This is a genomic window from Kitasatospora sp. NPDC059722, from assembly GCF_042733235.1.
Lineage (GTDB): Bacteria > Actinomycetota > Actinomycetes > Streptomycetales > Streptomycetaceae > Kitasatospora.
In genome coordinates this window covers 43,943-69,605 of the sequence record NZ_JBHWGD010000038.1, presented here as the reverse complement: position 1 = coordinate 69,605, position 25,663 = coordinate 43,943, and the positions used below count along the sequence as shown (strand labels likewise).

Below are 25,663 nucleotides of genomic sequence, written 5' to 3'. Positions count from 1 at the left end.
GCTGCGCGGCCGGGCGCGCAGCGCGGCACCGGCCGGACCGCCACGACGAGTGGCGGGTTCGACACGGAAGGCTACTGCCGGATTCCGTATGACGAACATTCCAATGGCATATTCACACCAGTAGCAGTGAGTTCCGGCCATGCTGTGACGGACCATCAACTCTGCGTCGCCATCGAAACCCGCTGGCCGTGGTACCGCGGCCGCCCGCCGCTCACCGGCCACCTGGAACGGGACCTTGGCCGATAGTCGGCCACGCCGGAGGGTTTCGGCCACCGAATGCGATAGAGGAGCCGGACGGCCGGAACGGGCGGAACGGCCGGTGGACGCCGGGAGGCGGCAGCGGGAACGGCCGCAAAAGCGGGTGCGAGCGACAGCGCCGAGGGACGGCTCGGGGGGGGTAGCTCAGGGGGGTAGCTCAGGGCGACCCGGGGACGATCCGGGGACGGTCCAGAGGCGGGCCGGGAACGGCCAGGGAACGGCGAAGGGGCCCGTTCCGCTGGACGGAACGAGCCCCTTCGGGTGGAGCGCCAGGCCCGGGTCGCACGGACTCTCCCCACTGAAAGTGGGACGTGCTCTGGTAGCACCGCTGACGCCTGTCCGGGAGGTCATTTCCTCCCGACGAGAAGAACAGTAGCAGGTCAGCGCCCCTGTTCAGAAATCACGTCAGGGGCGCCGGGGGCCGCGGGGCCGGTCCGGGCGGACAGCCCGGCCGCCTCCGCCAGCAGCCGGTAGGACTCCGTCATCGCGGCCCGGTCGAAGGTGCTCGTGGTGACCAGGAACTCGTCGGCGCCCGCGCGGGCCACCAGCGCGGCCACCTCGGCGGCGGCCTGCGCCGGGGTGCCGGCGATGTGGCCCGTGAGCGACTGCTCGTACGCGGCCCGCTCGCGCGCCGTCATCGACCGGGTGAGGACCTCGGCGGCCGGGGCGAGCGGTGGAAACTCGCCGTGCGTCCGGGAGTACGCGCCCGACCAGGCCTCGGGGACGAGCAGTTCGTGCGCCCGCTCGACCGTGTCGGCCACCGCGACGGTGCCGGAGACCACCACGTACGGCTCGGCGGCGTGCGCGGAGGGGCGGAAGCGCGTGCGGTAGCGGTCGATGGCCTCCAGCATCCGCTCCTCCCCGCGCGGGGCGGCGATCACCAGCGGCAGCCCGGCCTCGGCCGCCAGATCGGCGCCCGCACCGGTGGCGAGGACGAACGGCGGCACCCGCAGGCCCTCGGCCGGGCGGGCGTGGACGCCGCGGTGCGCCCGCTGGGTGCCGTCGAACCAGCCGAGCAGCTCGGCCAGCTGCGCGCCGAAGTCGTCGGCGGCGTCCTTCTCCCGCCCCAGCGCCCGCCGGACACCGTCGGTGAAGCCCACCGACCGCCCGAGGCCCATGTCGATCCGGCCGGGGAAGAGCGAGGCCAGCACGCCGAACTGCTCCGCCACCACCATCGGCTGGTGGTTGGGCAGCATCACGCCGCCCGTCCCGACCCTGATCCGGGAGGTGGCCGCCGCCACCGCCGCGGCGAGCACCGTCGGCGCGGAACCGGCCACGCCCGGCACGCCGTGGTGCTCCGAGACCCAGAACCGGTGGTAGCCGAAGGCCTCCGCCTGCCGGGCGAACCCGACCGTGCTCCGCAAGGCCTGCGCGGGATCCTCCCCTCGCCTGGTGCGGGAGCGGTCCAGCACGGAGAGTCGGAGCGCGGGCTGTGCAGTGGTCACGTCCGGGGACAACGCGGCCACACCACCCGGGTATTTCCCCGGCCGCTCACCGCCGACGCGACCGACGCGACCGAGGCAGCCGAGGCGGCCGAGGTATTCGCGGCGCCCTTCGGCCCCAGGGCTTGTGGACGGACAGCACCACCATGAACAGGTAGAGCGACAGCGCCACGGACGGGACGATCACCACGTTGTACCGCACGAAGCCGAGGTCCGCCGCGGTGATCGGCCCGACGGGATGTGCGTCCACCGCCCGCACCGCGTCGTGCAGGCGGTCCGGGAGCGCGAACGCCGACGCGCCCAGGGCCGCGAGCGTGAGCCAGAACTTCGTGCTCACCCAGTAGTGGCGGAACAGCCCCCAGGTCGTGCCCAGCCCCAGCGCCACCCCACTGGCGAAGGTCAGCAGGCTCAGCGGCAGGACCAGGACGTCCCCGAGCAGTCCCATCGCCCGGTAGGCCGCGCGCACCCGCTCGGCGTCGTCCGTCGCGAGCGCCGCCGCGGCGAGGGTGAGCAGGCAGAGCATCAGCGCCAGCCAGCCCACCGACGCCACCAGGTGCACGGCCACCAGCCACTTCCGCGCGGCCGGGGACAGCCGGCGGCGCCGAGGTGCTGCAGAAGCGGCCGAGCGCGGGGGCGACGGCGAACCCCCCGCCGCTGCCGAGGACTCCGGGAGCGAGCGCATCCGTACCTCCTTCGATAGAGGCCCATCAGAACGCGCTCAGCCTCCCCCGCCCTCCTCTCATCCGGCATCTGCCGGCGGGAGTAACTCCGACTACTCCCGGCCGAGTACGGCGGACGACACGAGGGCGCCCGCCCGCCTCACCCGGTCACGGTGAAGTCGTGCGCCGCGCCGAGCCGTTGGAGCGAGTCGGCCCCGGGGACGCCGTCCGCGTCCGGGTCGGAGTACCCGCAGCGGCGCTGCCAGCCGGCGTAGGCGGTGACCGTCAGGCTGCCGAACGAGCCGTCGACCCACCGCTGTTCGAGCAGCCCTTCGTCCGCCAGCGCCTGTTCGACGATCGCGACCTCGGCGCCGTACGTCCGGTGGCCCTGCTCGGCGCCCGGGTCGGTGCCGGCCGCCGCGACGACGTGGGCGAGCGAGACGGTGCGCGGGCCGGGCAGGTAGCCGAGCAGGCGCAGCAGCGAGGCCGGGCCGGGGACGCCGTCCGCCGCAGGGCCCGAGTAGCCCAGACTCCGCTGGTAGTCGGCGTAGTTGAGGGTGTCGGCGTCCGTCCAGTCCGGGCCGGGGCCGGACCGGTAGCGCCCGCCGAAGCCCTGGGCGACGAGCGCCCGGCCGACGGCGGTGACCTGGTAGCCGTGGGCGCCGTAGCCGTACCGGAGGCCGTTGACGGCGACCTGGTAGCGCGCCGGGACGGGTTCGGCGGGCGGGGTGGGCCCGTCCGGCGGCGGGGGCGGGAGGGACGGGCCGCCGGTGAAGTCCGGCCAGGAGCCCGGGTCGGTGTGGTCGTTGTCGGGGACGTGGGCGTGGGCGTACCAGCCGCCGCGGGTCTCCCACACCCGCTCGTCGCGCCGGCCGGCGAAGTCGGTGGGCCGGCCCATCGGCCAGACGTCGGGCACGCCCCACGAGGCGATCCAGGCGTGCAGGCGGCCCCAGCCGGCGCACGGGGTGTCGACGAGACGCGGGTAGACCGTGCCCCGGTGGCGGCAGTAGGGGAAGAAGACCGCCTCGATCTGGATGACGACCCGCCCCGCGCGGTTGGTGCGGGTCGGGATCCCGGGCGGGCTGAGCAGGCTCCTGGAGCGGGAGTCGGCGGGGAACAGCTGGGCCGTCCGGCCGCTGAACGGGTCCCAGACGAGGTGCGGGGCGTCGCCGGCGCCGCTGGTGGTGAAGTAGGTGACCAGGTCGTCGAACGTGCACCAGTCCTGCGGGGCGGCGGCGCTGGCGTCGCGGTCCCAGGTGATGTGCGCGATGGCCTTCGGCGGGTACTGCTGGTCGGTGGGGGCGTGATCGCCGAGGTCGTGGACCTCGGCACCGGGCAGCCACAGCTCGGGCATGGCGTGTCCTCCGGACGGAGTGGGGGAGTACGGAGTGACGGGGCACGGACATCGTTGCCGTTATCGGCAGGTCCATGCCTCCGGATGACTCCGGCACGGGGCGGAGTTCCGCTGAACCCCCGGGGACCGCTTGCCCGTTCGGATATTCGGTGGGAAATCGCAGGCCCGTACGGATTGCGCGCCCCCTGCGGCGCGCGCGGCGAATCCCACCCCCTCACGGCCCGTCCTGTCAATCGTTGACTTCGACATTGGTCTAGTCCACGGTGTTCGCGAGGCCGGACCGACCGGAGGAAGACGTCAACTGGCCTCGAAACCAGTCGAGTTCGACCGACGGAGAACCTGCATGAGACGAGTCTGCCTCGCCCTGCCCACCAACCGGGCCTGCGCCGGCACCATCACCGCGCTCGCCGAGGAAGCCGCCCACGCCGCCGCGCACTTCGACGTCGAGGTGCACCTGCTGATCCTCGACACCTCCGACGGCTCCGGCGGCTCCGACCGCCCCGGCACCTTCGGCGGCTCCGACCGCTGCGGCACCTCCGACGGCTCCGACCGCTCCGACACGTCCGTCTGCTCCGGCACCTCCGACGCCGCGGGGGCGCCGGAGGCCGCCGAGGGCAGCGGGGCCACGCCGTTCGCGCGGAACGCGGCCGCCGTCGCCGCCCTGGCCCCCGCCCCGCGCGTGGTCGTGCACCACCTCGACGAGGCGTGGCAGCGCGCCTTCCTGGAGCGGGTGATCCGGCGTTCCGGCGCCCCCGGTCCCGAGCTACTGTTCGACCTGATGCTCCCCGGCGCCGTCTCCTACGGCGCCTGCACCAACCGGGTCTTCCTCGTCGCCGCTGCGCTCGGCTGCACGTCCGTCCACCGCCGGGACTCCGACGGCGACTACCAGCTCCTGGACGGGCGCAAGGTGTTCCCGATCGACCACGAGCTGCGCGCGCTCGGGCGGCGGGCGGGCGACGTAGCGGCGGACGCCACCGCCGTCACCAGGAACGAGCTGGACCCGGCCCACGGCGACCGTCCCGTCGTCCTGGTCGGCGGCTCGTTCATCGGCGAGCTGTCCGTCGACGTCGGCGGGATCCGGGAGCTCGACCCCGCCGTCTACCACGACGTGGTCGGCCTCTGGGCACCGCCGGTCTGGTCCGACGAGGAGAAGCGCGAGCTGGTCGAGGAGTCGTTCACCGGCGGCGGCACCGAGCCGTTCCGCGCGGACGAGACGGTCCTCGGCCCGCCCGACATCCGGCGGGTCGACATGTGCAACCTCGGCCTGGACCACCGCGTCTACGAGCGGCTGCCGCTGCCGCCCGCGACCGACACCATCGGCAGCGACTACTTCCTCCTGCACGTGGTCCTCGACGCCGGCCTGCCGGGCGTCGTCCACAACCGGCACATCGTCAACTACTACACGTCCGAGCGCCGCACCGGACCCGGCTTCACCGCCTACCAGGTGCGGTTCGCCAAGTTCCTGCTGTCGATGCTGTACCTGCACCCGGTCTACGGCGAGATGATGGCGCTCGGCGAGGACCTGCTCGACGAGCGGTACGAGGTCCGCACCGCGCCGGTCCTCGACTCCGTGCGCCGCAGCGCCGACTGGGACCCCGCCGAGAACGTCCGCCGGCTGGACGTCCTCGACCGCTCCTACCGCCGGCTCGGCGGCACGTACGCGGACTTCGCCGACCACCTGGCGCCGCTGCGCGAGCGGCTCCTCGCCGAGGCGCGGGCCGACGCCGAACGCTTCGCGCTGCTCATCGACGCGTGGGGCGCGCTGGTCGCCGCGGCGCACGCCGAACCGGCCGCAGCCACCGCGGAACCCGGGGCAGCCGCGGCGGCCGGGGCAGCCGCGGCGGCCGGGGCGGCCTCGGAGACCGGGGCGGCCGGATGAGCGACGACGACCTGCGCATCCGCCCGCTCACCGAGGACGACTGGGACACCGTCGTCGCCCTGGAGCACGACGCCTACGCGGCCGACGGCCTCTCCGAGGGCCGGGCGGCCCTGGAGTCCCGGGGCCGCAGCTCGCCCGGCACCTGCCTCGTCCTGGAGAGCGGCGGGAAGGTCCGCGGCTACCTGCTGAGCCTGCCCTACCCGCCGCTGCGCTGCCCGGACCTCGCCCGCCCGGAGGGCACCGCCCACCGGTCCCGCAACCTGCACGTGCACGACCTCGTCATCGCCGAGGACCTGCGCGGACGGGACGTCGCGCTGCGCTTCATGCACCACTTCCAGGACCGCGCGCGGGAGCAGGGCTTCGAGCGGATCTCCATGGTCGCGGTGCGCGGCACCGACATCATCCTGCGGCTGCTCGGCTACCGCGCCCACCGCGAGGTCGCCGTCCCGGCCTCGTACGGCAGGCGGGCCGTCTACATGTCGATGCCCGTCGGGTAGCGGCCCGGCGGGCCGGTCACCCGGGCACGGTCGCGCCGACGCCGACGCCGACGCGGGTGCCGGCACGGGCGCAGCCGGCGGCGAACTCCGCGGGCGCCGCACCGACGAGCCCGGTGAAGCGGTCGCGGAGGACACCCGGCGTGGCGCAGCCGACCGCGGACCACACCCCGGCCGGGTCGCCGCCGCCGAGCAGGAGGGCGACCGCGCGCTCGACGCGGCGCGCCGTCAGGTACCCGTACGGCGAGGCCCCGTACGCGAGCCGGAACTCGCGACTGAGCTGCCCGGCGGGCATCCGGGCGGCGCGGGCGAGCGCCTCGACGTCCAGCGGGCGCGCGTACTCGCGGTCGATCCGGTCGCGCACGCGGCGCAGCCGTGCGAAGCCGCTCAGGCGCTGCGCCGCGATGCGTGCGCGCGCCCATCCGGGGTGGCACATGGAAGACCCCCTTCGCCGACGGCGTCCGTGCGTCCGTCGGCTCTCGTCAGTGGCCGCGAACGAGCCGTCCGGGCGGACGGCTCAGCGGAGTTCCTGGATGCGGACGAGGTTGCCCGCCGGGTCGCGGAAGGCGCAGTCGCGGACGCCGTACGGCTGCTGCGTCGGCTCCTGCACGACCTCGGTGTCGCCGGCCTGCACCTTCTCGAAGGTGGCGTCGAGGTCGCGGGTGGCCAGCAGGATCCAGCCGTACGTGCCCTTGGCCATCATCTCGTCGATGGTGCGGCGTTCGTCCTCGGTGACGTTGGGGTCGGCGGCCGGGGGCGCGAGCAGGATGGAGGTGCCGGACCCGCCGGCCGGCCCCACGGTGATCCAGCGCATCGTGCCCTGGCCGACGTCGCTGCGGACCTCGAAGCCGAGGACGTCGCGGTAGAAGGCCACGGACGCGTCCGGGTCGACGTGCGGGAGGACGGTGGTGTGAATGGTGAGGTCCATGCCGACGATGCTAGGGGCGGCCGGTGGACCGCGCTTCTCGATTCCTGACCGAATCCCGGCCGGATCCCGGGCCGGATCCCGGGCCGGTTTCCGGCCGCCTCCCGGCCTCCGCCGCCAGGACGCGTACCGCACACCTCGCCCGGCGCGTCGCCGACACCTCGCAGGCACGTCGTCGGCACGTCCCGGGCCCGTCCGAAACCCGTCGCGGTTCCGTCCCCGTTCTCGTCGACCGGGGTCCGCAATCGCCCGGATTCCGGGATGGTGGTGTCAACGACGCCTACGCTGGGGGGAGTTGTCATGGGGAACGGCCAGGAACTGGTGACCGCGACCGTCGACGCGCTGGTCCGCGCGCCCGGCTCGGCGGTGGCCGAGCTCGTGCGCACGCGGCTGCGGGCGGTGCCCGGCGGCGAGGAGGCGACGGTCTCGGCCGCGGCGGATCCGGCGGACCCGCGGGCGCGGGCCGCGCTCACCGCCGCCGTCGGCCGGCTGCTCGCCGAGGACCCGGCGTTCGCCCGCTACCTGCTCTCGACGGAGCTGGGCCCGCCCACGAGCCCCTCGACGGTCCAGCTCCGGACGGCACCGGCGGACCCGCCGACCGTCCACCTCCAGGCGAGACCCGGCGACGGCGGGACGGTCCAGCTCCGGCTGAAGCCCGCGTCCGGCCGGCGCGCCACCGGCGGGATCCTGGTGACGCTCGCCCTCGTGGTGGTCGCGTCCCTGGTCGCCCTCGGGATCAACCTCGGCGACCGGCCGCTCCTCCAGCCCGGCGTCCACGGCTTCGACCACGCCGCGACGGCGCTGCGCGACCCCGCCCGGGCGCAGGGCGTCCTGCCCGACCCCGCGGCGATGCCGGGCGGCTGGCGGATCGAGACCGCGCCGCAGTCCGGGACGAGCGCGGGCGACGGCGTCCCGTGCTTCGTCCAGGACGCCTGCGACCAGCAACTCGCCTACGCCACCGTGACGTTCCGCGCCGGTCCGCGGCACAGCGCCAAGTTCATCGTGGTCACGTTCGCGACCGCCGCGACGGCCGGCCGGGCCTTCGGCACGATGCTGGAGCGGGTGGGCGGCACCGGTGCGGCCGCGGCCGTGCCGCTCCCGTCGATCGGCGACCAGAGCGCCGCCAGGTCGCACGGCGCGGACGGCATGGAGGCCCTGGTCCGGGTCGGCACGACGCTCCTGTACGTCGGCGACTCCGGCGCGGACGCGACCGCGGCCGACGCGCCCGCCCTCACCGTCTTCGCCCGGCTCCTCGCCGCCCGCGCCCAGCAGGCGCAGGACGGCCGGACGCCCGACGCCGCCGTACCCGGTTCCAAGGCCTGACCCCCGTTCGGTTCCCCTCCCGCTCACCGCTTGGGGAAGCTGAAGGCGTACCCGTTGGCCCGCAGCCACGGCAGGAGCCGCTCCAGCGCCTCCACCGTCTGCGCCCGGTTCCCGCCGCCGTCGTGCAGCAGGACCGTCGGGCCGCGCCGCAGCTGCTCCTTCGCGGTCTCGACGATCCGCTCGACCCCGGGGCGTTCGAAGTCCCGGGTGTCGACGTTCCAGCCGAGCGGCCGCATGCCGTGGGCGGCGGCGATCTGGCGGCTCTCGGGCGTGAACGCGCCGCCGGGCGCCCGGTAGTACGGCACGGGGGCGCCGCCGGTGGCGTCCTGGATCATCCGCAGGCCGTCCACGATCTCCTTCTCCTGGTGGGCGACGTCCTTGTGGTCCATCGCGGTGTCGTGGCTCACGCTGTGGTCGCAGAGGCGGTGGCCGGCCGCGACGACCTGCCGGGCGAGCTCCGGGTGGGCGGTGGCGCTCGGTCCGAGCATGCAGAACACGGCCTTGGCCCCGTTGCGGGCGAGGACGTCGAGGACGCGCGGGGTCCACTGCGGGTCGGGCCCGTCGTCGATGGTGAGGTTGACGGTCCTCCCCCCGTCCTCGGACTCGCGCGAGATGCTCATGTCCACCGTCGGCGCGGGCAGGGAGGCGTCCGGCGCGGTGGCGGAGGGCTCGGGCCCGGACGGCGCGACCGGGGAACCGGTGAGCCGGGACAGCGGGTCGGGCCCCTTCATCAGCACCCCGGCGGCACCCAGCAGCGTCACCACGACCGCCCCCGCCGTCACCGCGCGCAGGACGGCGGTGCGGCGGGCATGTGGCCGGCCCGCCGGGTCCAGGCGCGGGTACCAACTGCTCGGAGCGGTCTCGGGGGTCCGGGGTTCGTCGTGGTGGCGCACGGTGCTGCTCCTCGTCAGGGGGTGGACGACCACCACCCTCGGCCGCGCGCTTGCGGGCCCTGTGAGCCGCGTATGACCGTTTCGCAACAACGTGCGACAGGTTTCGCAACAACTGGCCGCCCGTCCCGCGCCGTGGTCCGGAGCACGCCTGACCAGCGCCGATACTGGCAGACATGCCACGAGTACTGCTGATCGAGGACGACCCGTCGGTGCGCGACGCGCTCGCGCTGGGCCTGCGCCGCCAGGGCCACGCCGTGCGCTCCGCCGCGTCCGGCGAGGAGGGGCTGGCCGAGGCCCACCGGGAGCCGCCCGAGATCGTGGTGCTCGACCTGATGCTGCCGGGCATCGACGGCCTGGAGGTGTGCCGCCGCCTGCGCGCCGACGGCCCCACCCCGGTGATCATGCTGACCGCCCTCGGGGACGACGTCGACACCGTCCTCGGCCTGGAGGCCGGCGCCGACGACTACGTGGTCAAGCCCGCGCAGTCCCGCGTCCTGGACGCCCGGATCCGCGCCGTGCTCCGCCGCGCCGGCGGCCCCGGCCCCGAGCCCGTCCGCGAGACGCTCGGCGACCTCGTCCTGGACCGCGCCGCGCTCACCGTCACCAAGCACGGCGTCCCCCTGCTCCTCGCCGCCGGCGACCTGCGCCTGCTGCTGGAGCTCGCCGCCGCGCCCGGCCGCGTGTTCAGCCGCGAGCAGCTCCTGGAGTCGGTGTGGGGCCTCGGCCGCCAGGACGACATCCGGCTCGTCGACGCCGGGGTGAACCGGCTGCGCGCCAAGATCGAGGACAGCCCGGCCGCGCCCCGCTACGTCCAGACCGTCCGCGGTTTCGGCTACCGCTTCGGACCGCTGTGAACGGCGCCCGCCGGAACCCGCCGGCCGACGACCCCTCCGGCAGAACCGCCGCCGGGCCGCCCCAGGCCGAACACCCCGGCGCCGGACGGCCGTCCCGGCCCGGACGGCACCGGCTGCTGCGCCTGCGCCGCGCCGTCGCCGGGCTGCGCCCGCGCATGCTCGCCGCGTTCCTCGCCGTCGCCGCCATCAGTGCGCTCGCCACCGCCGCCCTCACCTACCGGGCCGCGACCAACTCCACCCTCGACCTCACCCAGGACACCACCCTCGACGAGCTGCGCCGGCGCATCGACGTCCTCTCCCCCGCCCTGCCCTTCCCGCCGACCCAGGCCGAACTCGACCGCCTGGCAGGGCAGTTGTCCGGCACCAACGGCTTCCGCGACTGGCGCGTCCTGGCCTCCTACGGGACGATCCACTCCGAGTGGACCCAGCCCGTCGCCGTCCCGCCCGGCCTGCAGGCCACCGTCGGCTCCGGCCGCGCCGCGTTCCAGCGCTTCGCGGCCGACGGCCACCCGTGGCTCGCCGCCGGGGTGCCCGTCACCTACGCCCCGTCCGGCGTGACCACCGGCGTCCCCACCAGGACGCCGCCCGGCTCCGGCACCCCCTCCGGCCTCACCGTCTACGCGGTCCTCCCCCTCGACCGCGAACAGGCCGCCGCCGACGAGGTCCTCGCCGGTGCCGCCGGCGCCGGCGTCTTCGCCGCCGTCCTCGCCGCCGGACTCGCCCTGTTCGCCGCCCGGCAGGTCCTGCGCCCGGTCCGGGCCCTCGGCGACGCCGCCCGCGCCCTCGCCCAGGGCCGGCTCGACACCCGGCTCACCGTCACCGGCCACGACGAACTCGCCCAGCTCTCCAAGACGTTCAACCACACCGCCCGCACCCTCCAGGGCACCATCGAGGAACTGCGCGCCATCGAGAGCCAGGGCCGCCGGTTCGCCGCCGACGTCTCCCACGAACTGCGCACCCCGCTCGCGGCCATGCTCGCCGTCACCGACATCCTCGACGAGGACGCCGAACAGCTCCCGCCCGACACCGGCACCGCACTGCGCATGATCAGCAACGAGACCCAGCGGCTCACCCGCCTCGTCAACGACCTCATCGAGATCTCCCGCCTCGACGCCGGCGCCGCCCCGCTGCGCACCGAGGACGTCGACGCGGCCTCGGCCGTGCGCGAGACCCTCGACCTGCGCGGCTGGTCCGAGCGGATCGAGACCGACCTGCCCGCCGCCCTGCCGGTGCGGCTCGACCCGCGCCGCTTCGACGTCATCGTCGCCAACCTCGCCGGCAACGCGCTGCGCCACGGCCGCCCGCCGGTGCGCCTCGGCCTGCGCGAGGCCGACGGCGAGCTCGTGCTCACCGTCACCGACCGCGGCCCGGGCATCCCGCCCGCCGAACTCCCGCACCTGTTCGACCGGTTCTACAAGGCCGACAAGTCCCGCGCCCGCTCCGAGGGCAGCGGGCTCGGCCTCGCCATCGCCCAGGAGAACGCGCGCCTGCACGGCGGCATCATCGAGGCCGCCAACTCCCCCGCGGGCGGAGCGGTGTTCACCCTCGTCCTGCCCCTCGGCACCCCTTCGGAGGACCAGTGACGACCGCCCGCCGCCAGGCCCCTCGCCAGGTCCCCCACCAGGCCCGCCGCCACCCGGCCGCCCGCCGCCTGACCGCCGCCGCGCTGCTCCTGCTCGCGTGCGGCTGCTCGATCCCGAGCACCGGTCCGGTCCGCAGCGGCCTGCCCGCCACCGGCATCGAACCGGGCACCCGGCTCTACTTCCCCGGCCCGCAGGGCATCCGGCTCGCCATCCGCCCCGGCGGCCGACGCGAGGACCTCCAGCAGACCCTCGACAGCCTGCTCACCGGCCCCGACCAGGCCGAACGGCGCACCGGCCTCTACAGCGACCTGCCCGCCACCGGCAAGGTCCAGGCCACCGCCACCCCCGGCGCCGTCACGCTGCGCCTGTCCTGGCCGACCGCCTCGCTCAGCACCACCGCCATCCAGCAGCTCGTCTGCACCACCGAGGACGCCCCCGCCGTCGGCCCGGCGCCCCACGTCTCCATCGTGAGCAGCGACGCCCCGAGCGCGATCCAGCAGCAGTGCGACCTCCACCGCAACGGCTGACCCCGCCGGCCCTCATATTCGAGCAGGCGTTCGAATCGGGGCGTACGCTGGTGCCATGCCCAGCACCGTTCACCTCCAGCCCTCGCTGTTCGACGACCCCGGCGACGACGTCCGCCTCGGGCCGCTGCGGGGCGTGCGGCGGGTGGTGCTCGGGGACGGGGCGTGGCTCGACGTGCTGCCGGGGTGGCTGCGCGGGGCCGACCGGGTGTTCGAACAGCTGGCGGCGGAGGTGCCCTGGCGGGCGGAGCGCCGCGAGATGTACGAGCGCATGGTGGACGTCCCGCGGCTGCTCGCGTCCTACCCCGAGGGCGCCGAGGCCCCGCACCCGGTGCTGGCCGAGGCGCGCGAGGCGCTGAGCGCGCACTACGCCGAGGAGCTCGGCGAGCCCTTCCGGACCCTGGGCCTGTGCTACTACCGCGACGGGCGGGACAGCGTCGCCTGGCACGGCGACCGGATCGGGCGCGGGAACCGCGAGGACACCATGGTCGCGATCCTGTCGGTCGGCGAGCCGCGCGCCCTCCTCCTGCGGCCCCGGTACGGCGGGGGAGCCGTCGTGCGGCACCCGGTCGGGCACGGGGACCTCGTCGTGATGGGCGGCTCGTGCCAGCGGACCTGGGAGCACGCGATCCCGAAGACGGCGCGGCCGGTGGGCCCGCGGATCAGCGTCCAGTTCCGGCCGCGCGGCGTGGCCTGAACCCCGGTTGCCGTCGGCGGACCGGGCGTGGAGGCTGGCCGGAGGGGACGGTCCCCGAACGCGGGCCCGAGCGCAGGAGGCGGCATGCCGAAGGCGGGCAGGTACCGCGAGGGCGTCCCCTGCTGGGTGGCGCTCGCGGTGCCCGACGTCGAGCGGGCGCGACGCTTCTACCGCGGGCTGTTCGGCTGGGACTTCGTCCCGACCGGCCCGGCCGAGGCCGTCGCCACGCTGCACGGCGCCCAGGTCGCGGCCGTCGGGCCGCCGTCCGAGCCGCCCGCCTGGCTCACCTGCCTCGCCACCCCCGACGTCCGCCGCAGCGCCGCCGCCGTCCGCGCGGCCGGCGGGCGGCTCCTGCGCGAGCCGTACGACGTGCCCGACCAGGGCCGGGCGGCGCTCGCCGCCGATCCGCAGGGCGCGCGCTTCGGGCTCTGGCAGGGCGGGCCGGTCCCGGGCGCGGGGCTGGTCAACGAACCGGGCACGCTCACCTGGAACGAGCACCTGTCCCCCGACCCGGACGCCGCGCGCGCCTTCTACCGGCAGGTGTTCGGCCTCACCCACGACCACCCCCGCGACGGCTACACCGTGTTCCGCGCCCAGGGCCTCCCGGCCGGCGGGATCGGGCCCTCGCCCTCGGACGACGCCCGCGCCGCGTGGCTGACCTCGTTCGCGACCGACGACGCGGACCGCGCCGCCGACCGGGTGCGCGCCCTCGGCGGGACCGTCCTCTCCGGCCCGGAGCCGACGCCGTTCGGCCGCTCGTCGCTGGTCCGGGACGACGGCGGCGCGGTGTTCACCCTGGTCGCCGTCCCGCCCGACGAGTCCGCGGAGGCGGCCTGACCCGACGAGGAAGCCGGCGCGACCAGGAAACCGGCACGACGAGGAATCCGGCACGACGAGGAGACCGGCACGGCGAGGAGACCTGCATGACGAAGAAGACGACTCCCGAGGAGCGATTCGCCTCCCTGGTAGAGGAGTTGACGCGCCTGGACGGCGTGGAGCCGCCCGGCACCGGCCGCCGCTTCGGCTCCGACGCGCTCAAGGCCGACGGCCACATCTTCGCGATGCTGTCGGCCGGCCGCCTCGTCCTCAAGCTCCCCCGCGCCCGCGTGGACGAGCTCGTCGACGCCGGGGAGGGCGAGCACTTCGACGCGGGCAAGGGCCGTCCGATGCGCGAGTGGTTCGCGCTCGACCCGGCCTCCGCCCTCACTTGGGACGGACTCGCCCGCGAGGCCCACGCGTTCGTCCACCGGTGAGCGGAACGATCAGTCCTTGACCGCGCCCGCGAGGCCGGACACCAGCCGCGTGGCGGCGACGAGTTCGGCGTAGGAGGTCGGCGGGGCGAGCCCGGCCTCGGTGAACAGGTCGGTGCGGTAGTACAGCGAGCGCACCGCGACCCACCACGGCACGCCGTACGTCTTCCCGTCCACGACGGCCGTCTTCGCGATCACCGGGTCGAGGTCACCCTTGCTCTGCCACCCGGCCAGGTCGGCGCCGATGTCGGCGAGACCGCCCGCGGCGACGTAGCCCGGCAGGTCGGTGTTGCCGAACTCGACCAGGTCGGGGGCGCTGCCGGGGTCGTTGAACGCGCCCTTCATCTTCGCGGCGCGGGCCGAGGCGTCGGTGTCGATGTAGCCGACGTCGACGGTGACGCCCTGGTGGGAGGCCTGGAACTCGGCCACGGCCCGGCCGACCACGGCCTCCTTCGCGGCGTTGCCGGCCTCGTTGAACAACCAGACCCGCAAGGCGCCCGTCCGGTCGTCGGCCCCGGCACCGGCCGGCGCCGAAGTGCCCGGCGCGCAGGCCGCCGCGGCCAGGCACCCGGCCGTGAGCACGGCGGCCGCGGCCGTCCGTCCGATGAGTCGCATGGTGGAGACCTCCCCTCCCGGCAGCTGCCGCCGGGACGTGCGCCGCTGGGGACGGGCACGTCGAAGCAGGCCCTGACCGGGGCCGGTGGTGGGTGGGTTGCGGGGGTACGGCAGGGCGGGTTCCGACGGGCGGGGGATGCCGTCGCCTGCTCGATGGCAGGGACGTTAGGCGCGGCCGCTCGCGGCCAACAAGAGGCGGTTCACGAAGTTTTGCACTGCACAACGTTGTGTCGAGAACGCGGCGATCCGCGCGCGAACGGGTACGTTCTGAGCCATGACGGACCCAGGAGCAGGGCCCAGGAAGCCCGCGCCCGAACGCAACCAGTCCTCGTCGCTGCGCCGCGCCCTCGCCGTCCTCGGCCACGTCCGCGACCACGGCGACGGACGCGGCGTCCCGCTCGCCCAGCTCGCCGAGGCGCTCGACCTCAACAAGAGCACCGTGCTGCGCCTGGCCGGCCCGCTGCTCGACGAGCACCTGCTGGAACGCGACCGCGAGACCGGCTGGTTCCGCCTCGGCCACGGCTCACTGCGGCTCGGCCAGGCCTACCTCTCCACCCTCGACCTGCGCAGCGTCGCCGCCGAACACCTGCGCCGCCTCCAGCGCGAGGCCGGCGAGACCGTCCACCTGACCGTCTGGCAGGCGCCGGGCATCGTCTACCTCGACAAGGTCGAGGACGAGACCAACGTGCGGATGGCCTCCCGCGTCGGCAGCCGGGCCCCCGGGTACTGCACCGCCACCGGAAAGGCGATCCTCGCCTGGCTGCCCGACGAGGCCGTCACCGAGGTCGTCGCCGCCGGCCTGCGCCCGGTCACCGCCTGGACCATCTCCGACGAGACCCGGCTGCGCGCCGACCTCGCCCGGATCCGGGCCCGCGGCTACTCCATCGACGACCGCGAGAACGAACCCGAGGTCCGCTGCGTCGCCGCGCCCATCTTCGACCACACCGGCGAGGTCACCGCCGCCCTGTCCGTCTCCGGCCTGACGTCCCGGATGACCGCCGCCCGCGTCCGCGCCCTCGGCCCGGTGGTCGCCCAGGCCGGCCTGCGGATCTCCCGCGAACTGGGCTCCGACCGCCAGCCGGCGTGACCGGGGGAATTCGCCGGAAAAGCGAACGAGGCCCGGCACCCGAATGGGCACCGGACCTCGTCCGACAATAGAGCGCCAGGCCCGGATCGCACGGACTCTCCCTACTGAAAGTAGGACGTGCTCTGGTAGCACCACTGACGCCTGACGAGGAATCATCTCCCTCGCGACAAGAAGAACACTAGCAGGTCGAAATCCCTGCCGCGAAACCCGCCCCACACCACCGGAAAACCCCCGGAAAAACGAACAAGGCCCGATACCCGAAAGGTACCGGACCTCGCCCGACAATAGAGCGCCAGGCCCGGATCGCACGGACTCTCCCTACTGAAAGTAGGACGTGCTCTGGTAGCACCACTGACGCCTGACGAGAGATCATCTCCCTCGCGACGAGAAGTACAGTACCAGGTCGGCGGCCATGGCCCGAACCGGAGGGGAACACCGCATGACCAGCATGGAATTCGATCGCCTCGACGTCGTCGAGTACGCCGACGGGAGGCCGGTGGACGTCCACCGCCCGCCGGCCGGGACGGCCGGGCCGGTGCCCGTCGTCCTGCTGTGGCACGGCCGCGGGCCGGACGAGCGGGACGTCCTGCGGCCGCTCGCGCGGGAGGCCGCCGGGCACGGGCTGCTCGTGTTCGTGCCCGACTGGCGCTCGGACCGGGAGGACGGCGGCCGGGCCGAGTTGCTCGCCTCCCTCGCGCACGCACGTGACGCCGCCGCGCAATTCGGCGGCGACCCGGACCGGCTCGTCCTCGCCGGCTGGTCGCTGGGCGGCCGGGAGGCCGTCGCCGTGGCGATCAGCCCCGGCACTCCCGCCGGACCACGGCCGATCGCCGCGGTGGGCATCTCCTCCAGCTACGCCCGCCCGGCCGTCACGAACGGCGTCGTGCCGGTCGAGCTCCTGGCGGAGGCGCCCTCCCCCGTCCCGCTCTGGCTGGTGCACGGCACCGAGGACGACGTGCTGGGGCCCGAGCACACCCGAGTGCTGGCCGGCGTGGCCACCTCCGCCGAGCTGCTCGAACTCCCCACCGACCACGCGGGCACGGTGATGACGCAGTACAGCCCCGAGGCGCAGCGCTGCGTGCCCGCCACCGCGGGGAGCGCACTGGACGCTGGCCGCCGCGTCGCCGCCGTGCTCGCGGAGGCGGCCGGACTGTCGTAGGGCCGTGCCACGATCCTCACCATGGACGGAATGCCGGTCGACGAGGACGAGTTGATCGCGCGCGTTCGCCGACGGGCGGTCGCGGACGGCACCCCGCCGGCCGCGCCCGCCACGGCCGAGTCGGTCGCGGCGGTGGAGGCGGCCCTGGGCCTCGCCCTCCCGCCGCTGCTCGTCCGGCTCTACCGCGAGGTGGGCGACGGCGGATACGGCCCGGACGGTCACCTGCTCTGGCCGCTGCGCCGGATCGTGGCCGCCAACCCGCGCCGCACCGCGTCCGGGGGCCGGCCGGTCGGCGTCGTGTCGGTGCTCGACTGGGGCTGCGCGATGTCGGCCGTGGTGGACTGCCCGCGCCCCGGCGCCCCCGTCCTCCTCCACGAGCCGAACGCCGGGCCCGAGGACCCGGCGGACACCTGGTTCGAGGACTGCCCGTCCCTCGCCCGGTGGCTGGCCGACTGGCTCGACGGGCGCGCGTGGTGGGAGGAGCACGTGATGATGGACGAGCGGGACGGCGAGATGCTCCCGCACTGGCCGGACGCCGCCGCCCGGATCGCCGCGCCCTGACCCGGTGCCGGCCTATTGCCCGGCCGGCGCGAGGCTCACGCCGTGGCTGCGCTCCAGCGCCTCCAGCTCCCGCTGGAGCGGCGGCTTGGGCACGGCCAGCACCGGACACGTCGCGTGCCGCACGCAGTAGGCGGTGACGGACGGGTGCAGCAGGCGGCCGAGCCGGCCGCGGCTGCCGGCGCCGAGGACGAGGAGGTCGCCAGGGCGGTCGGCGCAGCGCACCAGGGTGTGGCCGGTTTCGCCGCGGACGGCCAGGCAGCGCAGCCGCACTCCGGCGTAGCCGCCGCCGAAGGCCTCGTCGAGGGCCTGGCGGAGACGGGCGACGGCGGTGTCGCGGCCGGCGGTGAGCATGGGCGGGCAGGGGGTGCGGCGGTAGGCGGACTCGCCGCCGGCCGGGGTCCAGCAGTGGACGGCGAGGACCTCGGCGTCGGTGCGGCGGGCTTCGGCGACGGCATGGTGGAGGGCGGCGAGGCTGCCGAGGGATCCGCTGAGGCCGACGACGATCCGGTCGCCGCTGCGGTCGCCGAAGTGATCGCCGAAGTGATCGCCGTCGCCGAAGCCCGCCGCCCCGGGTTTGCCGCTGCCCGCCATGGCCCGTCCGCCTTCCGCTCGGGGGCGGCCCGTGCGCTTCGTACGCGCGCCGCCCGTGTCGTCACATGCAAAACGGCCGGAGGAGCCGAAGGGATCCCCGTTGACGGAGCCCTGACGCGCCGACGGACGTTCCGTACGCGCCCCTGATGCCTGGGCCGCCGCCGGGGCCGTCCCTGGGAAGACCGCCGCCGGGGCCACTCCCAACCTGCGCCGGGCCGTCCCGGACGGCCATCGATGATCAACTACGCTGGCCGGAAACGAACGGGACGACGGGGGAAGTCATGGCCGCTGTGGCGGAGTTGAGGTACTACCCGATCAAGGGGTGCGCGGGGATCGCGGTCGAGCAGGCCGAGCTGACCACCGCCGGGCTGACGCACGACCGGGCGTTCATGGTCGTGGACGAGGACGGGGTGTTCCGCTCCCAGCGGCGGGACCGGGCCCTCGCCACCGTCCGCCCGTCCGTCTCCGCGGACGGCGGCCGGCTGACGCTGGAGGCGCCGGGAGTCGAGGCGCTCACCGTGCCCGTGGACACCGAAGGGCCGCGGCGCCCGGTCGAGCTGTTCGGCGCGCCGTTCCGCGGCATCGACCAGGGCGACGCCCCGGCCGCCTGGCTGTCCGACGTGCTCGGCGCACACGGCCGGCTGGTGCGCGTGCCGCCGGAGCACGACCGCGTCACCGACGGGCTCGTCCCCGGCACCTCCGGGTACGCCGACAGCTGCGCCGTCCACCTGCTCTCCCGCGAGTCACTGGACGACTACAACGCGCGCACCGGCGAACCCCCGCTCGCGGCGGACCGGTTCCGTCCGAACATCGTCGTGACCGGCTGGACCGAGCCGCACACCGAGGACCTCGCCCGCCGGCTCACGATCGGCGGGGCCGAACTGGCCTACGCCAAACTCGCCGTGCGGTGCGCCGTGACGCTCGTCGACCAGTCGACCGGCGCCAAGGCCGGCCCGGAGCCGCTGCGCACCCTGGCCCGCTACCGGCGGGCCGCGGACGGCGGGGTCGTGTTCGGCGCCAAGTTCGCCGTGCTGCGCCCGGGCACGCTGCGCGTCGGCGACGAGCTCGCGGTGGCCGACTGGGGACCGTCCGAGCGCTGACCGGCCCGACGTCGAACTCCGTTACCCGGCAAGGCCGGTGGCCCCGGCGGCAGGCAAGCCGCCGGGGCCCTTGGTCACGCGGAGACCGGCCTCAGTTGAACGGCCTCAGGAGAACGGTCTCAGTTGAACGGTCTCAGCAGGTCTGGTCGATCAGCGAGAACGTGGCGTAGTGGTCGCCCGTGTAGTAGTCCTCCTGGGTCGCCTGGCCGGTGATGATCCGGCGGGCGCCGCGGGTCGGGGCGCCCGGCGTGATGACGGTGTACTCGTGGTAGTAGCCGTAGGACTGGCTCGGGAGCACCTGCTCTCTGTTCTGGAACACCACGCCGTCCTGGGAGTACGGGAACGGACCGTCGGTGGCGATCAGGTTGAGGGTGTCGGTGGCCTCCGGCGGCAGCGCGGAGAGGCAGACCGAGCCGCTCACGTCGGCGTGCGCCTCGGTGGCGACGGCGACGGGCGCGAGGGTCATCAGGGCGACGGCGGTGACGGCGGCAGCGCGGGTCTTCCACGCGCGTAGAGTGCGGGTCATGACAAACAGTCTGGCGAGCCACCGGCCCATCCGGAAGGCCTGAGCCAACTTTTTACCCACCGGTAACTTGCCTGCCCAGCAGGCGACTTGACGAAGTCTCCGACCGTTTCGGTAACACTCCGAGCACCCTCCGAGAGACCGTTCACGAACCGCCCCCGCCCCACCGGAACCGTGCGTTCCCCATGCATTCCCGGCTGGGCCCCGGCGTGCATCTCCGGCGTGCGTCTCCGACGTCCATCCCCTGCGCGCATCCCCGACTTGCTCACACCTTCGCGACGCTTCCGCCCCGGCCCGCTCGGGCCGCATAGAGTGCGCAGAGCGCAGGACGATCACCAGTGGGGGCGGGCATGGGCACGGGAACAGCACTGACGGCGCACCAGCTGATCGGGCTGCTCGTCGACGCCGGGAGCTTCCGCACCTGGGACGAGCCCGCCGACCCCCACCCCGCCGACCCCGGCTACCGCGCCTCGCTCGCCCGCGCCCGCGAGCGCACCGGCCTGGACGAGGCGGTCCTCACCGGCACCGGCCTGATCGACGGGCGGCCGGTGGCGCTCGTCGCCTCCGAGTTCGGCTTCCTCGGCGGCTCGATCGGCGTCGGCACCGCCGAGCGGATCACCCGGGCCGTCGAGCGGGCCACCGCCGAGCGGCTGCCACTGCTCGCCCTGCCGGTCTCCGGCGGCACCCGCATGCAGGAGGGATCCGCCGCCTTCCTCTGCATGCTGCGCATCACCGCCGCCGTCCAGGCACACCGGGCCGCCAGCCTCCCCTACCTCACCTACCTGCGGAACCCGACCATGGGCGGCGTCTTCGCCTCCTGGGGCACGCTCGGCCAGCTGGTGTTCGCCGAGCCCGGCGCCCGCCTCGGCTTCCTCGGCCCGCGCGTGTACGAGGAGCTGCGCGGCGTCGAGCTGCCGGCCGACGTCCAGCGCGCCGAGACACTGGCGGAGCGCGGGCTCGTGGACGCCGTCGTACCGCCGGAGGAACTGCGCGAGGTGGTGCGCCGCTCCCTCGCCGTCCTGACAGCCGGCCCCTCTCCTCTCTCCACGGATCCCGCGGCTTCCACCACTCCCCTATATAGGGAGAACCCAGGGGACGACGCAGGGGAGAACCTGGGCGAGCGCGTATATAGGGAGAACGCCCCCGAACCGCAGCCCCCCGCCGACGCCTGGGACTCCGTCCGCCGCACCCGCCGCCCCGACCGCCCCGGCACGCGCGAACTGCTGCGCCGCACCGCCGCGGAACTCGTCCTGCTGGACGCCCCCGGAGGCCGGTCCGGAGCGCTGGTCCGCGCCCTCGCGATCCTCGGCGGGCAGCCCGTGCTCGTCGTCGGCCAGGAGCGCGGGACGCCCGACCACGAACGCCCCTTCACCGCGGCCGACCTCCGGGCCGTCCGCCGCAGTGCCCGCCTGGCCGAGCAACTCGGCCTGCCGCTGCTCACGGTGGTGGACACGGCCGGCGCCGAACTGTCCGCGCAGGCCGAACTGGACGGCGTCGCCGTCGAGATCGCGCACTGCCTGACCACCCTGCTCGCGCTGCGCACCCCCGTCCTCGCGGTCCTGCTCGGCCAGGGCTCGGGCGGCGGGGCGCTGGCCCTGCTCCCGGCGGACCGCGTGATCGCCGCCGAGCACGCCTGGCTCGCACCACTGCCGCCCGAGGGCGCCTCCGCGATCGTCCACCGCGACGGCGCGCACGCGGCCGAGCTGGCCCGGGCGCAGGGCATCGGCGCGGCCGACCTGGCGCGGGTGGGCCTGGTGGACGAGGTGGTGCCGGAACGGCCCGACGCCGCCGAGGAGCCGGACACGTTCTGTGAGCGGCTCGGGGCTGCCGTCGGAACGGCCCTCGGCGCGCTCGCGGTGGTTCCGGAGGCGGAACGGTTCGCCGCGCGGGCCGCTCGGCACCGTCGGCTGGGCGATCCTCGCTCTCGGTGACCGAGAGCGTGTGGCCCCGGTCTCACCGGAGGGTAGATCGTCTGTACGCAAAGTGGCCGTCGCGGGCCGCCGGGTCACGTCACCCCGGTTCTAAACGGTGACTGCGCTCACAGGGAATCCCAGTCGACGACGGGCCGTAGTAGTGCCGCCGGGGCGCACTCACCGTTCCCGACAATTCGCCCACGGCCGGACATCCGGCCAGGTCAGAGCGCGTCCGAACGGCCCCGGCGATCACTCCTGCGAATCGATGGCGGTCGGCCGATGTACGACCGCGGATCGTACCGAGGGGGTCTTGGCGGTGGCCGATCCGGTCTGGCAACAATGGCTCTCGTCGTCAGCCGCACCGGCTCCTGTCCCGCCGGTGAACGGCTTACCGCCGAGTCGCGCCCCGCAACCGTCGGCCCCTGTCCGGCCGTGGTCCTGGGCGGGGCGCGACCCGGCCCAACCTGATTGAGGTCTTGTTCTTCATGCCCGCTTTCAAGCTCCGTATGCGTACCTCTGCCGCCGTTCTCGCCGGTGCGGCCGGTCTGACCGCCCTGGCCGCCGGCGTGATGCCCGCCGCCGCCAACGCCGCGACCGCCTCCCCGCAGGCCATCGCCGCCCAGATCGTCCCGGCGAACCAGCTGGCCTCGTTCAGCCAGATCATCTCCCACGAGTCCGGCTGGAACGTGACCGCGACCAACCCGAGCTCGGGCTCCTACGGCCTGGGCCAGGCCCTGCCGGCCTCGAAGATGGCCTCGGCGGGCGCGGACTGGAAGACCAACCCGGCCACGCAGATCAAGTGGGCGCTGGACTACATGAACACCCGCTACGGCAGCCCGAACGCCGCCTGGACCTTCTGGCAGGCCAACCACTGGTACTAAGCCGACCCCCTCGGCAGCACCGACGCATACCCGCCTCCTGCACCACTCCCCCCTCACCCCGGGGGCCGGACAGGGGCCACCTGGGTGACCCGGAAGGGCCCGTGCCCGCGCGATCCGCGTGGCACGGGCCCTTCCGTGGTTTCCGCCCGTGCTGTCCGCCCTTCCGTGGCTTCCGCGCCCCCGCCGGCCGGCGCCCCCTCGCCGGCCTCCGGGCGCCGCCGTCAGAGCTCGCCGGTGAGCCCCAGCAGCTCGCGCATCCGCGCGTACTTCGCGCGCAGCCGCTCGGCCGTCGCCGCGTCCAGCACCGCGAGCCGCGCCGGGTCGGAGTTGTGGGCCAGGTCGGCGCGCTTGACCAGCAGCGCCCCCGGCGTGGCCAGGATCCGGGCGGTGTACTCCTCGACCGGCTCGCCCGGCCGCTTGGTCAGGGCGTCCACGATCGCCTTGGTGGACTCCGCCAGCGCGGCGCCCTCCAGCCACTCGCGGCTCAGCCGGTCGTCCTCGACGGTGTCGTGCAGCCAGCCCGCCGCGATCTGCGCCTCGCTGCCGCCGCGCTCCGCCGTCCCCCGCGCCACCGCGGCGATGTGCTCGCTGTAGGGGTGGCCGTTCTTGTCGACCTGCCCCTCGTGCGCGCGCCGTGCGATCGTCTCCACCTCGGCCAGGCTCAGATAGTCCATCGGCTCATCGTAGGACCCGCCCACGACACCGGCGGTGGCCGGGGCAGCGACACCACGGGGCCGGCCGTGACACCGCCGGGGCCGGGCCGCGACATCGCGGGGCCGCGGCCGCGCCTCCACGGAGCCGGGCCGCGAACGACCGGGTCCATGATCGGCCGCTTGACGCGGCTGGTTTACTGCCCCGGGCGGGCGACCCCCGCCGGACCAGGCGACCCACGCCGAACCAGGCAGCCCGCGCCGCAGCAGGCGACCCCCGTCGGCCCCGGGCGACGAGCGATCCGAGGAACCATGCACGCCCTGCACCCCCTGCTCTCCGGATTCGCGCCCATCTGGGCCCTGACCGGGGTCGGCTACCTCGTCGGCCGGTCCGGACTGCTCGGCCCGCAGGCGGAGGCGGTGCTCAGCCGCTTCGTCTTCCACGTGGCGATGCCCGCCGCACTGTTCCTGATGATCGCCCGCACCCCGCTGGAGCGGTTCGCCAACGCCTCGATGCTCGCCTTCGCCGCCGGCACCGCCTTCGCGACCGGCCTCGGACTGCTCGCCGGACGGTTGCTGTTCCACCGCAAGCCCGGCGAGCTCGCGATCGGCGGCATGGCCGCCGGGTACGTCAACTCGGCCAACCTCGGGATACCCGTGGCGATGCAGGTCCTCGGCGACGCCTCGTTCGTCGCGGCGGTCGTCCTGTTCCAGATCCTGTTCGTCACCCCCGCCGTGCTCGCCGTCCTCGACGGCCGCGGCGCCGGGCTCCGCGCCCTGCTCACCCTCCCGCTGCGCAACCCCGTCCTGCTGGCGACCGCGCTCGGCGCCGTCGCCTCCGCGACCGGCCTGCACCTGCCCGCCGAGCTGAACCACTCCTGCGAGCTCCTCGGCGGCGCCGGCGTCCCGACCGCCCTCGTCGCCCTCGGCATCTCGCTGCACAACCGCCCGCCCGCGGACGCCGGTTCGCGTCGCGCCGAGGTCGGACTGACCGTCCTGGTCAAGACGCTCGTCCAGCCGCTGGCCGCGTACGCCGTCGCCGCCTTCGTACTCCACCTTCCGCCGCACCAGTTGCTGACCGTCGTGCTCTTCTCCGCGCTGCCGACCGCGCAGAACGTCTACGTCTACGCCCGCGAGTACGGGCAGGGCACGGCGCTCGCCCGGGACGCGGTGCTGTGGTCGACGCTGGTGTCGATGGCGACGCTGTCGGTGATCAGCTGGTCGCTCGGGTCCGCGTGACTCCTGGCCTCGTGCGACGCCTCGGCACCACTGGCCCCACCCGTTCCACTACCCGGCCCGCACAAGTGACCACTGCCCGTACACGACACGACAGTTGGCCCGCCTGATGCGTACAGAACGGTGGTTCCGCCGCCCCTCGCCGGCCGCCGGTGGAATGCTGGCGGCCATGAGCCAACCGGACTCCACCTCCGCCGGACCCGCAGCCCTCGCCGGCCCCCCGGACCTCGTCGAACACCGCCACTGCCCGGCCGTCGTCACGCTCCCGCAGGCCGACGTGGACCACTTCAACCACGTCCCGCGCGCCGCCTTCGTGATGGAGCCGCGACTGCGCTGCGAGCTCACCGCCGGCCACGGCGGCTCCCACTCCGCGCTCGTCCAGGGCGTCGGCTACGACCTGCACTGGGCGTCCTGGCCGGAGTACGCCGTCGAGGTCGCCGCCCGCTGCCCCGAGGAGGCGCCCTTCGAGGGCGCCGAACCACCGCGCGAGGCCGACATCTGCCTGCTGCGCGAGGGCCACCCGGGGCCGCACTACGGCGACACCTGGTTCTGAAACCGGCTCCGACTCTGGTGCCGGCTCTGGTTCCGAACCAGGTTCCGGCCGGGTTCCGACCCGGGCCGGCACCCCGTTCCGGCCGGGTTCCGGCCCTCCCGCCGGCGGCTCCGGGCTCACGCCCCGCGGGCCGCCGCCACCACCTCCGTCATCGCCAGCAGGAAGCGCCGGGCCGTCGCCAGCTCCGCCGCGTCGAACCGGCCCATGGCGCCCACCAGGTCGCCGATCAGCCCGCCGAAGAAGCCCTGTCCGAGCTCCATCGCACGCTCTTCGACCACCAGCCGCACCTTGCGCCGGTCCCCCGGGTCCCGTTCGCGCCGGATCAGGCCGAGCCGCTCCAGCCGGTCCACCAGCCCGGTGGTGCCCGCCGAGTTGAGCCGCAGCGCCTCGCCGAGCCGGCCCGGGGTGACCACCTCCCCGGCCCTGGCCGCGTCCAGCAGGTGGATCAGCGCCCGCAGATCGGTCGGGTGCAGCCCGCTGCGCGCCGCGAACTCGGCCCCGAACAGGTCGAGTTCGACGGTCAGTCCGCGCAACAGGTGGACCAGCCGCATCGGCTCCTCGACATCGGACAACCCCGGCCTCCTTCCTCGGCACCCCCAGGTGCCGTATTCTCTCGCTGAGCGAGATACTTGTGCAGCGAGTGATTCCATCATCCCAGC

General features: G+C 74.8%; 28 protein-coding genes. 17 read left to right on the top strand and 11 right to left on the bottom strand.

The annotated features are described in order from the left end of the window. Positions 1 to 638: 638 nt before the first annotated feature. The 3 genes from ACFV4F_RS23765 to ACFV4F_RS23755 form a co-directional block, all read right to left on the bottom strand. On the bottom strand, positions 639 to 1,703 hold the full coding sequence (locus ACFV4F_RS23765; protein WP_380445518.1) for an MsnO8 family LLM class oxidoreductase: 1,065 nt from the start codon (positions 1,701 to 1,703) through the stop codon (positions 639 to 641). 46 nt (positions 1,704 to 1,749) lie between these two features. Continuing rightward, the gene (locus ACFV4F_RS23760; RefSeq protein ID WP_380445517.1) at positions 1,750 to 2,382 is read right to left on the bottom strand and encodes a DUF2269 domain-containing protein; all 633 of its coding nucleotides are present in this window, start codon (positions 2,380 to 2,382) and stop codon (positions 1,750 to 1,752) included. Positions 2,383 to 2,519: 137 nt separating this feature from the next. Beyond that, positions 2,520 to 3,713 (bottom strand): peptidoglycan-binding protein, encoded by a 1,194-nt coding sequence (locus tag ACFV4F_RS23755; RefSeq protein ID WP_380505263.1) that lies wholly within the window; start codon positions 3,711 to 3,713, stop codon positions 2,520 to 2,522. 343 nt (positions 3,714 to 4,056) lie between these two features. Between ACFV4F_RS23755 and ACFV4F_RS23750 the strand changes: the two genes are divergently transcribed. After that, positions 4,057 to 5,592, top strand: coding sequence for a DUF6271 family protein (locus ACFV4F_RS23750; protein ID WP_380505260.1), 1,536 nt, complete (start codon positions 4,057 to 4,059; stop codon positions 5,590 to 5,592). Then, on the top strand, positions 5,589 to 6,089 hold the full coding sequence (locus ACFV4F_RS23745; RefSeq protein ID WP_380445514.1) for a GNAT family N-acetyltransferase: 501 nt from the start codon (positions 5,589 to 5,591) through the stop codon (positions 6,087 to 6,089). Before ACFV4F_RS23750 ends, ACFV4F_RS23745 begins: the two co-directional genes overlap by 4 nt. A 16-nt stretch (positions 6,090 to 6,105) precedes the next feature. Here the strand turns inward: ACFV4F_RS23745 and ACFV4F_RS23740 are convergent, their stop codons facing one another. Beyond that, positions 6,106 to 6,522 carry a helix-turn-helix domain-containing protein gene (locus tag ACFV4F_RS23740; RefSeq protein WP_380505257.1) on the bottom strand — a complete coding sequence of 139 codons (417 nt, stop codon included), beginning with the start codon at positions 6,520 to 6,522 and terminating at the stop codon, positions 6,106 to 6,108. A gap of 81 nt (positions 6,523 to 6,603) precedes the next feature. Continuing rightward, complete coding sequence (locus ACFV4F_RS23735) at positions 6,604 to 7,014, bottom strand: VOC family protein (RefSeq protein ID WP_380445512.1); 411 nt, start codon at positions 7,012 to 7,014, stop codon at positions 6,604 to 6,606. A 297-nt stretch (positions 7,015 to 7,311) separates the two neighbouring features. Between ACFV4F_RS23735 and ACFV4F_RS23730 the strand changes: the two genes are divergently transcribed. Beyond that, positions 7,312 to 8,334, top strand: coding sequence for a hypothetical protein (locus tag ACFV4F_RS23730; RefSeq protein ID WP_380505254.1), 1,023 nt, complete (start codon positions 7,312 to 7,314; stop codon positions 8,332 to 8,334). Between the two features lie 23 nt (positions 8,335 to 8,357). Here the strand turns inward: ACFV4F_RS23730 and ACFV4F_RS23725 are convergent, their stop codons facing one another. Then, positions 8,358 to 9,227 carry a polysaccharide deacetylase family protein gene (locus ACFV4F_RS23725; protein ID WP_380505252.1) on the bottom strand — a complete coding sequence of 290 codons (870 nt, stop codon included), beginning with the start codon at positions 9,225 to 9,227 and terminating at the stop codon, positions 8,358 to 8,360. Between the two features lie 173 nt (positions 9,228 to 9,400). On the opposite strand from ACFV4F_RS23725, the gene ACFV4F_RS23720 reads away from it, so the two are divergent. From ACFV4F_RS23720 to ACFV4F_RS23695, 6 genes are all read left to right on the top strand, one after another. Then, positions 9,401 to 10,081, top strand: coding sequence for a response regulator (locus ACFV4F_RS23720; protein WP_380491629.1), 681 nt, complete (start codon positions 9,401 to 9,403; stop codon positions 10,079 to 10,081). Beyond that, positions 10,078 to 11,664, top strand: coding sequence for a sensor histidine kinase (locus ACFV4F_RS23715; protein ID WP_380505249.1), 1,587 nt, complete (start codon positions 10,078 to 10,080; stop codon positions 11,662 to 11,664). The genes ACFV4F_RS23720 and ACFV4F_RS23715 overlap by 4 nt, the downstream gene beginning before the upstream one ends. Further along, a complete protein-coding gene (locus ACFV4F_RS23710; protein ID WP_380505247.1) occupies positions 11,661 to 12,191 on the top strand; it encodes a GerMN domain-containing protein in 531 nt (176 codons plus the stop codon). The genes ACFV4F_RS23715 and ACFV4F_RS23710 overlap by 4 nt, the downstream gene beginning before the upstream one ends. A gap of 55 nt (positions 12,192 to 12,246) precedes the next feature. Further along, positions 12,247 to 12,885 (top strand): alpha-ketoglutarate-dependent dioxygenase AlkB, encoded by a 639-nt coding sequence (locus ACFV4F_RS23705; RefSeq protein ID WP_380505245.1) that lies wholly within the window; start codon positions 12,247 to 12,249, stop codon positions 12,883 to 12,885. An 84-nt stretch (positions 12,886 to 12,969) separates the two neighbouring features. Next, on the top strand, positions 12,970 to 13,722 hold the full coding sequence (locus tag ACFV4F_RS23700) for a VOC family protein (RefSeq protein ID WP_380445505.1): 753 nt from the start codon (positions 12,970 to 12,972) through the stop codon (positions 13,720 to 13,722). A gap of 86 nt (positions 13,723 to 13,808) precedes the next feature. Next, positions 13,809 to 14,138, top strand: a complete 330-nt coding sequence (locus tag ACFV4F_RS23695; RefSeq protein ID WP_380505243.1) for a hypothetical protein — start codon at positions 13,809 to 13,811, stop codon at positions 14,136 to 14,138. A gap of 9 nt (positions 14,139 to 14,147) precedes the next feature. Here ACFV4F_RS23695 and ACFV4F_RS23690 read toward each other — a convergent pair whose 3' ends face one another. Then, positions 14,148 to 14,750 (bottom strand): extracellular solute-binding protein, encoded by a 603-nt coding sequence (locus tag ACFV4F_RS23690; RefSeq protein ID WP_380445503.1) that lies wholly within the window; start codon positions 14,748 to 14,750, stop codon positions 14,148 to 14,150. 274 nt (positions 14,751 to 15,024) lie between these two features. Here ACFV4F_RS23690 and ACFV4F_RS23685 point away from each other — a divergent pair, with 274 nt between their 5' ends. The 3 genes from ACFV4F_RS23685 to ACFV4F_RS23675 all read left to right on the top strand — a co-directional run bounded on the left by ACFV4F_RS23685 (position 15,025) and on the right by ACFV4F_RS23675 (position 17,557). Beyond that, entirely contained in the window at positions 15,025 to 15,837 is an 813-nt protein-coding gene (locus tag ACFV4F_RS23685) for an IclR family transcriptional regulator (RefSeq protein WP_380491612.1), read from the top strand. Positions 15,838 to 16,276: 439 nt separating this feature from the next. Next, positions 16,277 to 16,996: an alpha/beta hydrolase gene (locus ACFV4F_RS23680; RefSeq protein WP_380505241.1), complete on the top strand. Its 720-nt coding sequence runs from the start codon at positions 16,277 to 16,279 to the stop codon at positions 16,994 to 16,996. Positions 16,997 to 17,017: 21 nt separating this feature from the next. Then, positions 17,018 to 17,557: an SMI1/KNR4 family protein gene (locus ACFV4F_RS23675; RefSeq protein ID WP_380505238.1), complete on the top strand. Its 540-nt coding sequence runs from the start codon at positions 17,018 to 17,020 to the stop codon at positions 17,555 to 17,557. A 12-nt stretch (positions 17,558 to 17,569) separates the two neighbouring features. On the opposite strand, the gene ACFV4F_RS23670 is transcribed toward ACFV4F_RS23675, so the two are convergent. Continuing rightward, entirely contained in the window at positions 17,570 to 18,148 is a 579-nt protein-coding gene (locus ACFV4F_RS23670) for a universal stress protein (RefSeq protein WP_380445499.1), read from the bottom strand. 281 nt (positions 18,149 to 18,429) lie between these two features. Between ACFV4F_RS23670 and ACFV4F_RS23665 the strand changes: the two genes are divergently transcribed. Next, on the top strand, positions 18,430 to 19,248 hold the full coding sequence (locus ACFV4F_RS23665) for an MOSC domain-containing protein (protein ID WP_380505235.1): 819 nt from the start codon (positions 18,430 to 18,432) through the stop codon (positions 19,246 to 19,248). 133 nt (positions 19,249 to 19,381) lie between these two features. On the opposite strand, the gene ACFV4F_RS23660 is transcribed toward ACFV4F_RS23665, so the two are convergent. Continuing rightward, entirely contained in the window at positions 19,382 to 19,774 is a 393-nt protein-coding gene (locus ACFV4F_RS23660) for a ribonuclease (RefSeq protein ID WP_380445497.1), read from the bottom strand. Positions 19,775 to 20,121: 347 nt separating this feature from the next. Between ACFV4F_RS23660 and ACFV4F_RS23655 the strand changes: the two genes are divergently transcribed. Together ACFV4F_RS23655 and ACFV4F_RS23650 are read left to right on the top strand one after the other, a co-directional pair. Beyond that, the gene (locus ACFV4F_RS23655) at positions 20,122 to 21,702 is read left to right on the top strand and encodes a carboxyl transferase domain-containing protein (protein WP_380505232.1); all 1,581 of its coding nucleotides are present in this window, start codon (positions 20,122 to 20,124) and stop codon (positions 21,700 to 21,702) included. Between the two features lie 488 nt (positions 21,703 to 22,190). Further along, a complete protein-coding gene (locus ACFV4F_RS23650; protein WP_380505229.1) occupies positions 22,191 to 22,565 on the top strand; it encodes a transglycosylase SLT domain-containing protein in 375 nt (124 codons plus the stop codon). A gap of 221 nt (positions 22,566 to 22,786) precedes the next feature. Here the strand turns inward: ACFV4F_RS23650 and ACFV4F_RS23645 are convergent, their stop codons facing one another. Continuing rightward, positions 22,787 to 23,239, bottom strand: coding sequence for an HD domain-containing protein (locus tag ACFV4F_RS23645; RefSeq protein ID WP_380444931.1), 453 nt, complete (start codon positions 23,237 to 23,239; stop codon positions 22,787 to 22,789). Between the two features lie 288 nt (positions 23,240 to 23,527). Between ACFV4F_RS23645 and ACFV4F_RS23640 the strand changes: the two genes are divergently transcribed. Together ACFV4F_RS23640 and ACFV4F_RS23635 are read left to right on the top strand one after the other, a co-directional pair. Then, positions 23,528 to 24,454 (top strand): AEC family transporter, encoded by a 927-nt coding sequence (locus tag ACFV4F_RS23640; protein ID WP_380498633.1) that lies wholly within the window; start codon positions 23,528 to 23,530, stop codon positions 24,452 to 24,454. Between the two features lie 166 nt (positions 24,455 to 24,620). After that, entirely contained in the window at positions 24,621 to 25,004 is a 384-nt protein-coding gene (locus tag ACFV4F_RS23635; RefSeq protein WP_380505226.1) for a hypothetical protein, read from the top strand. Positions 25,005 to 25,120: 116 nt separating this feature from the next. On the opposite strand, the gene ACFV4F_RS23630 is transcribed toward ACFV4F_RS23635, so the two are convergent. Then, positions 25,121 to 25,555: a MarR family winged helix-turn-helix transcriptional regulator gene (locus ACFV4F_RS23630; protein ID WP_380505290.1), complete on the bottom strand. Its 435-nt coding sequence runs from the start codon at positions 25,553 to 25,555 to the stop codon at positions 25,121 to 25,123. Between the last annotated feature and the right edge of the window lie 108 nt (positions 25,556 to 25,663).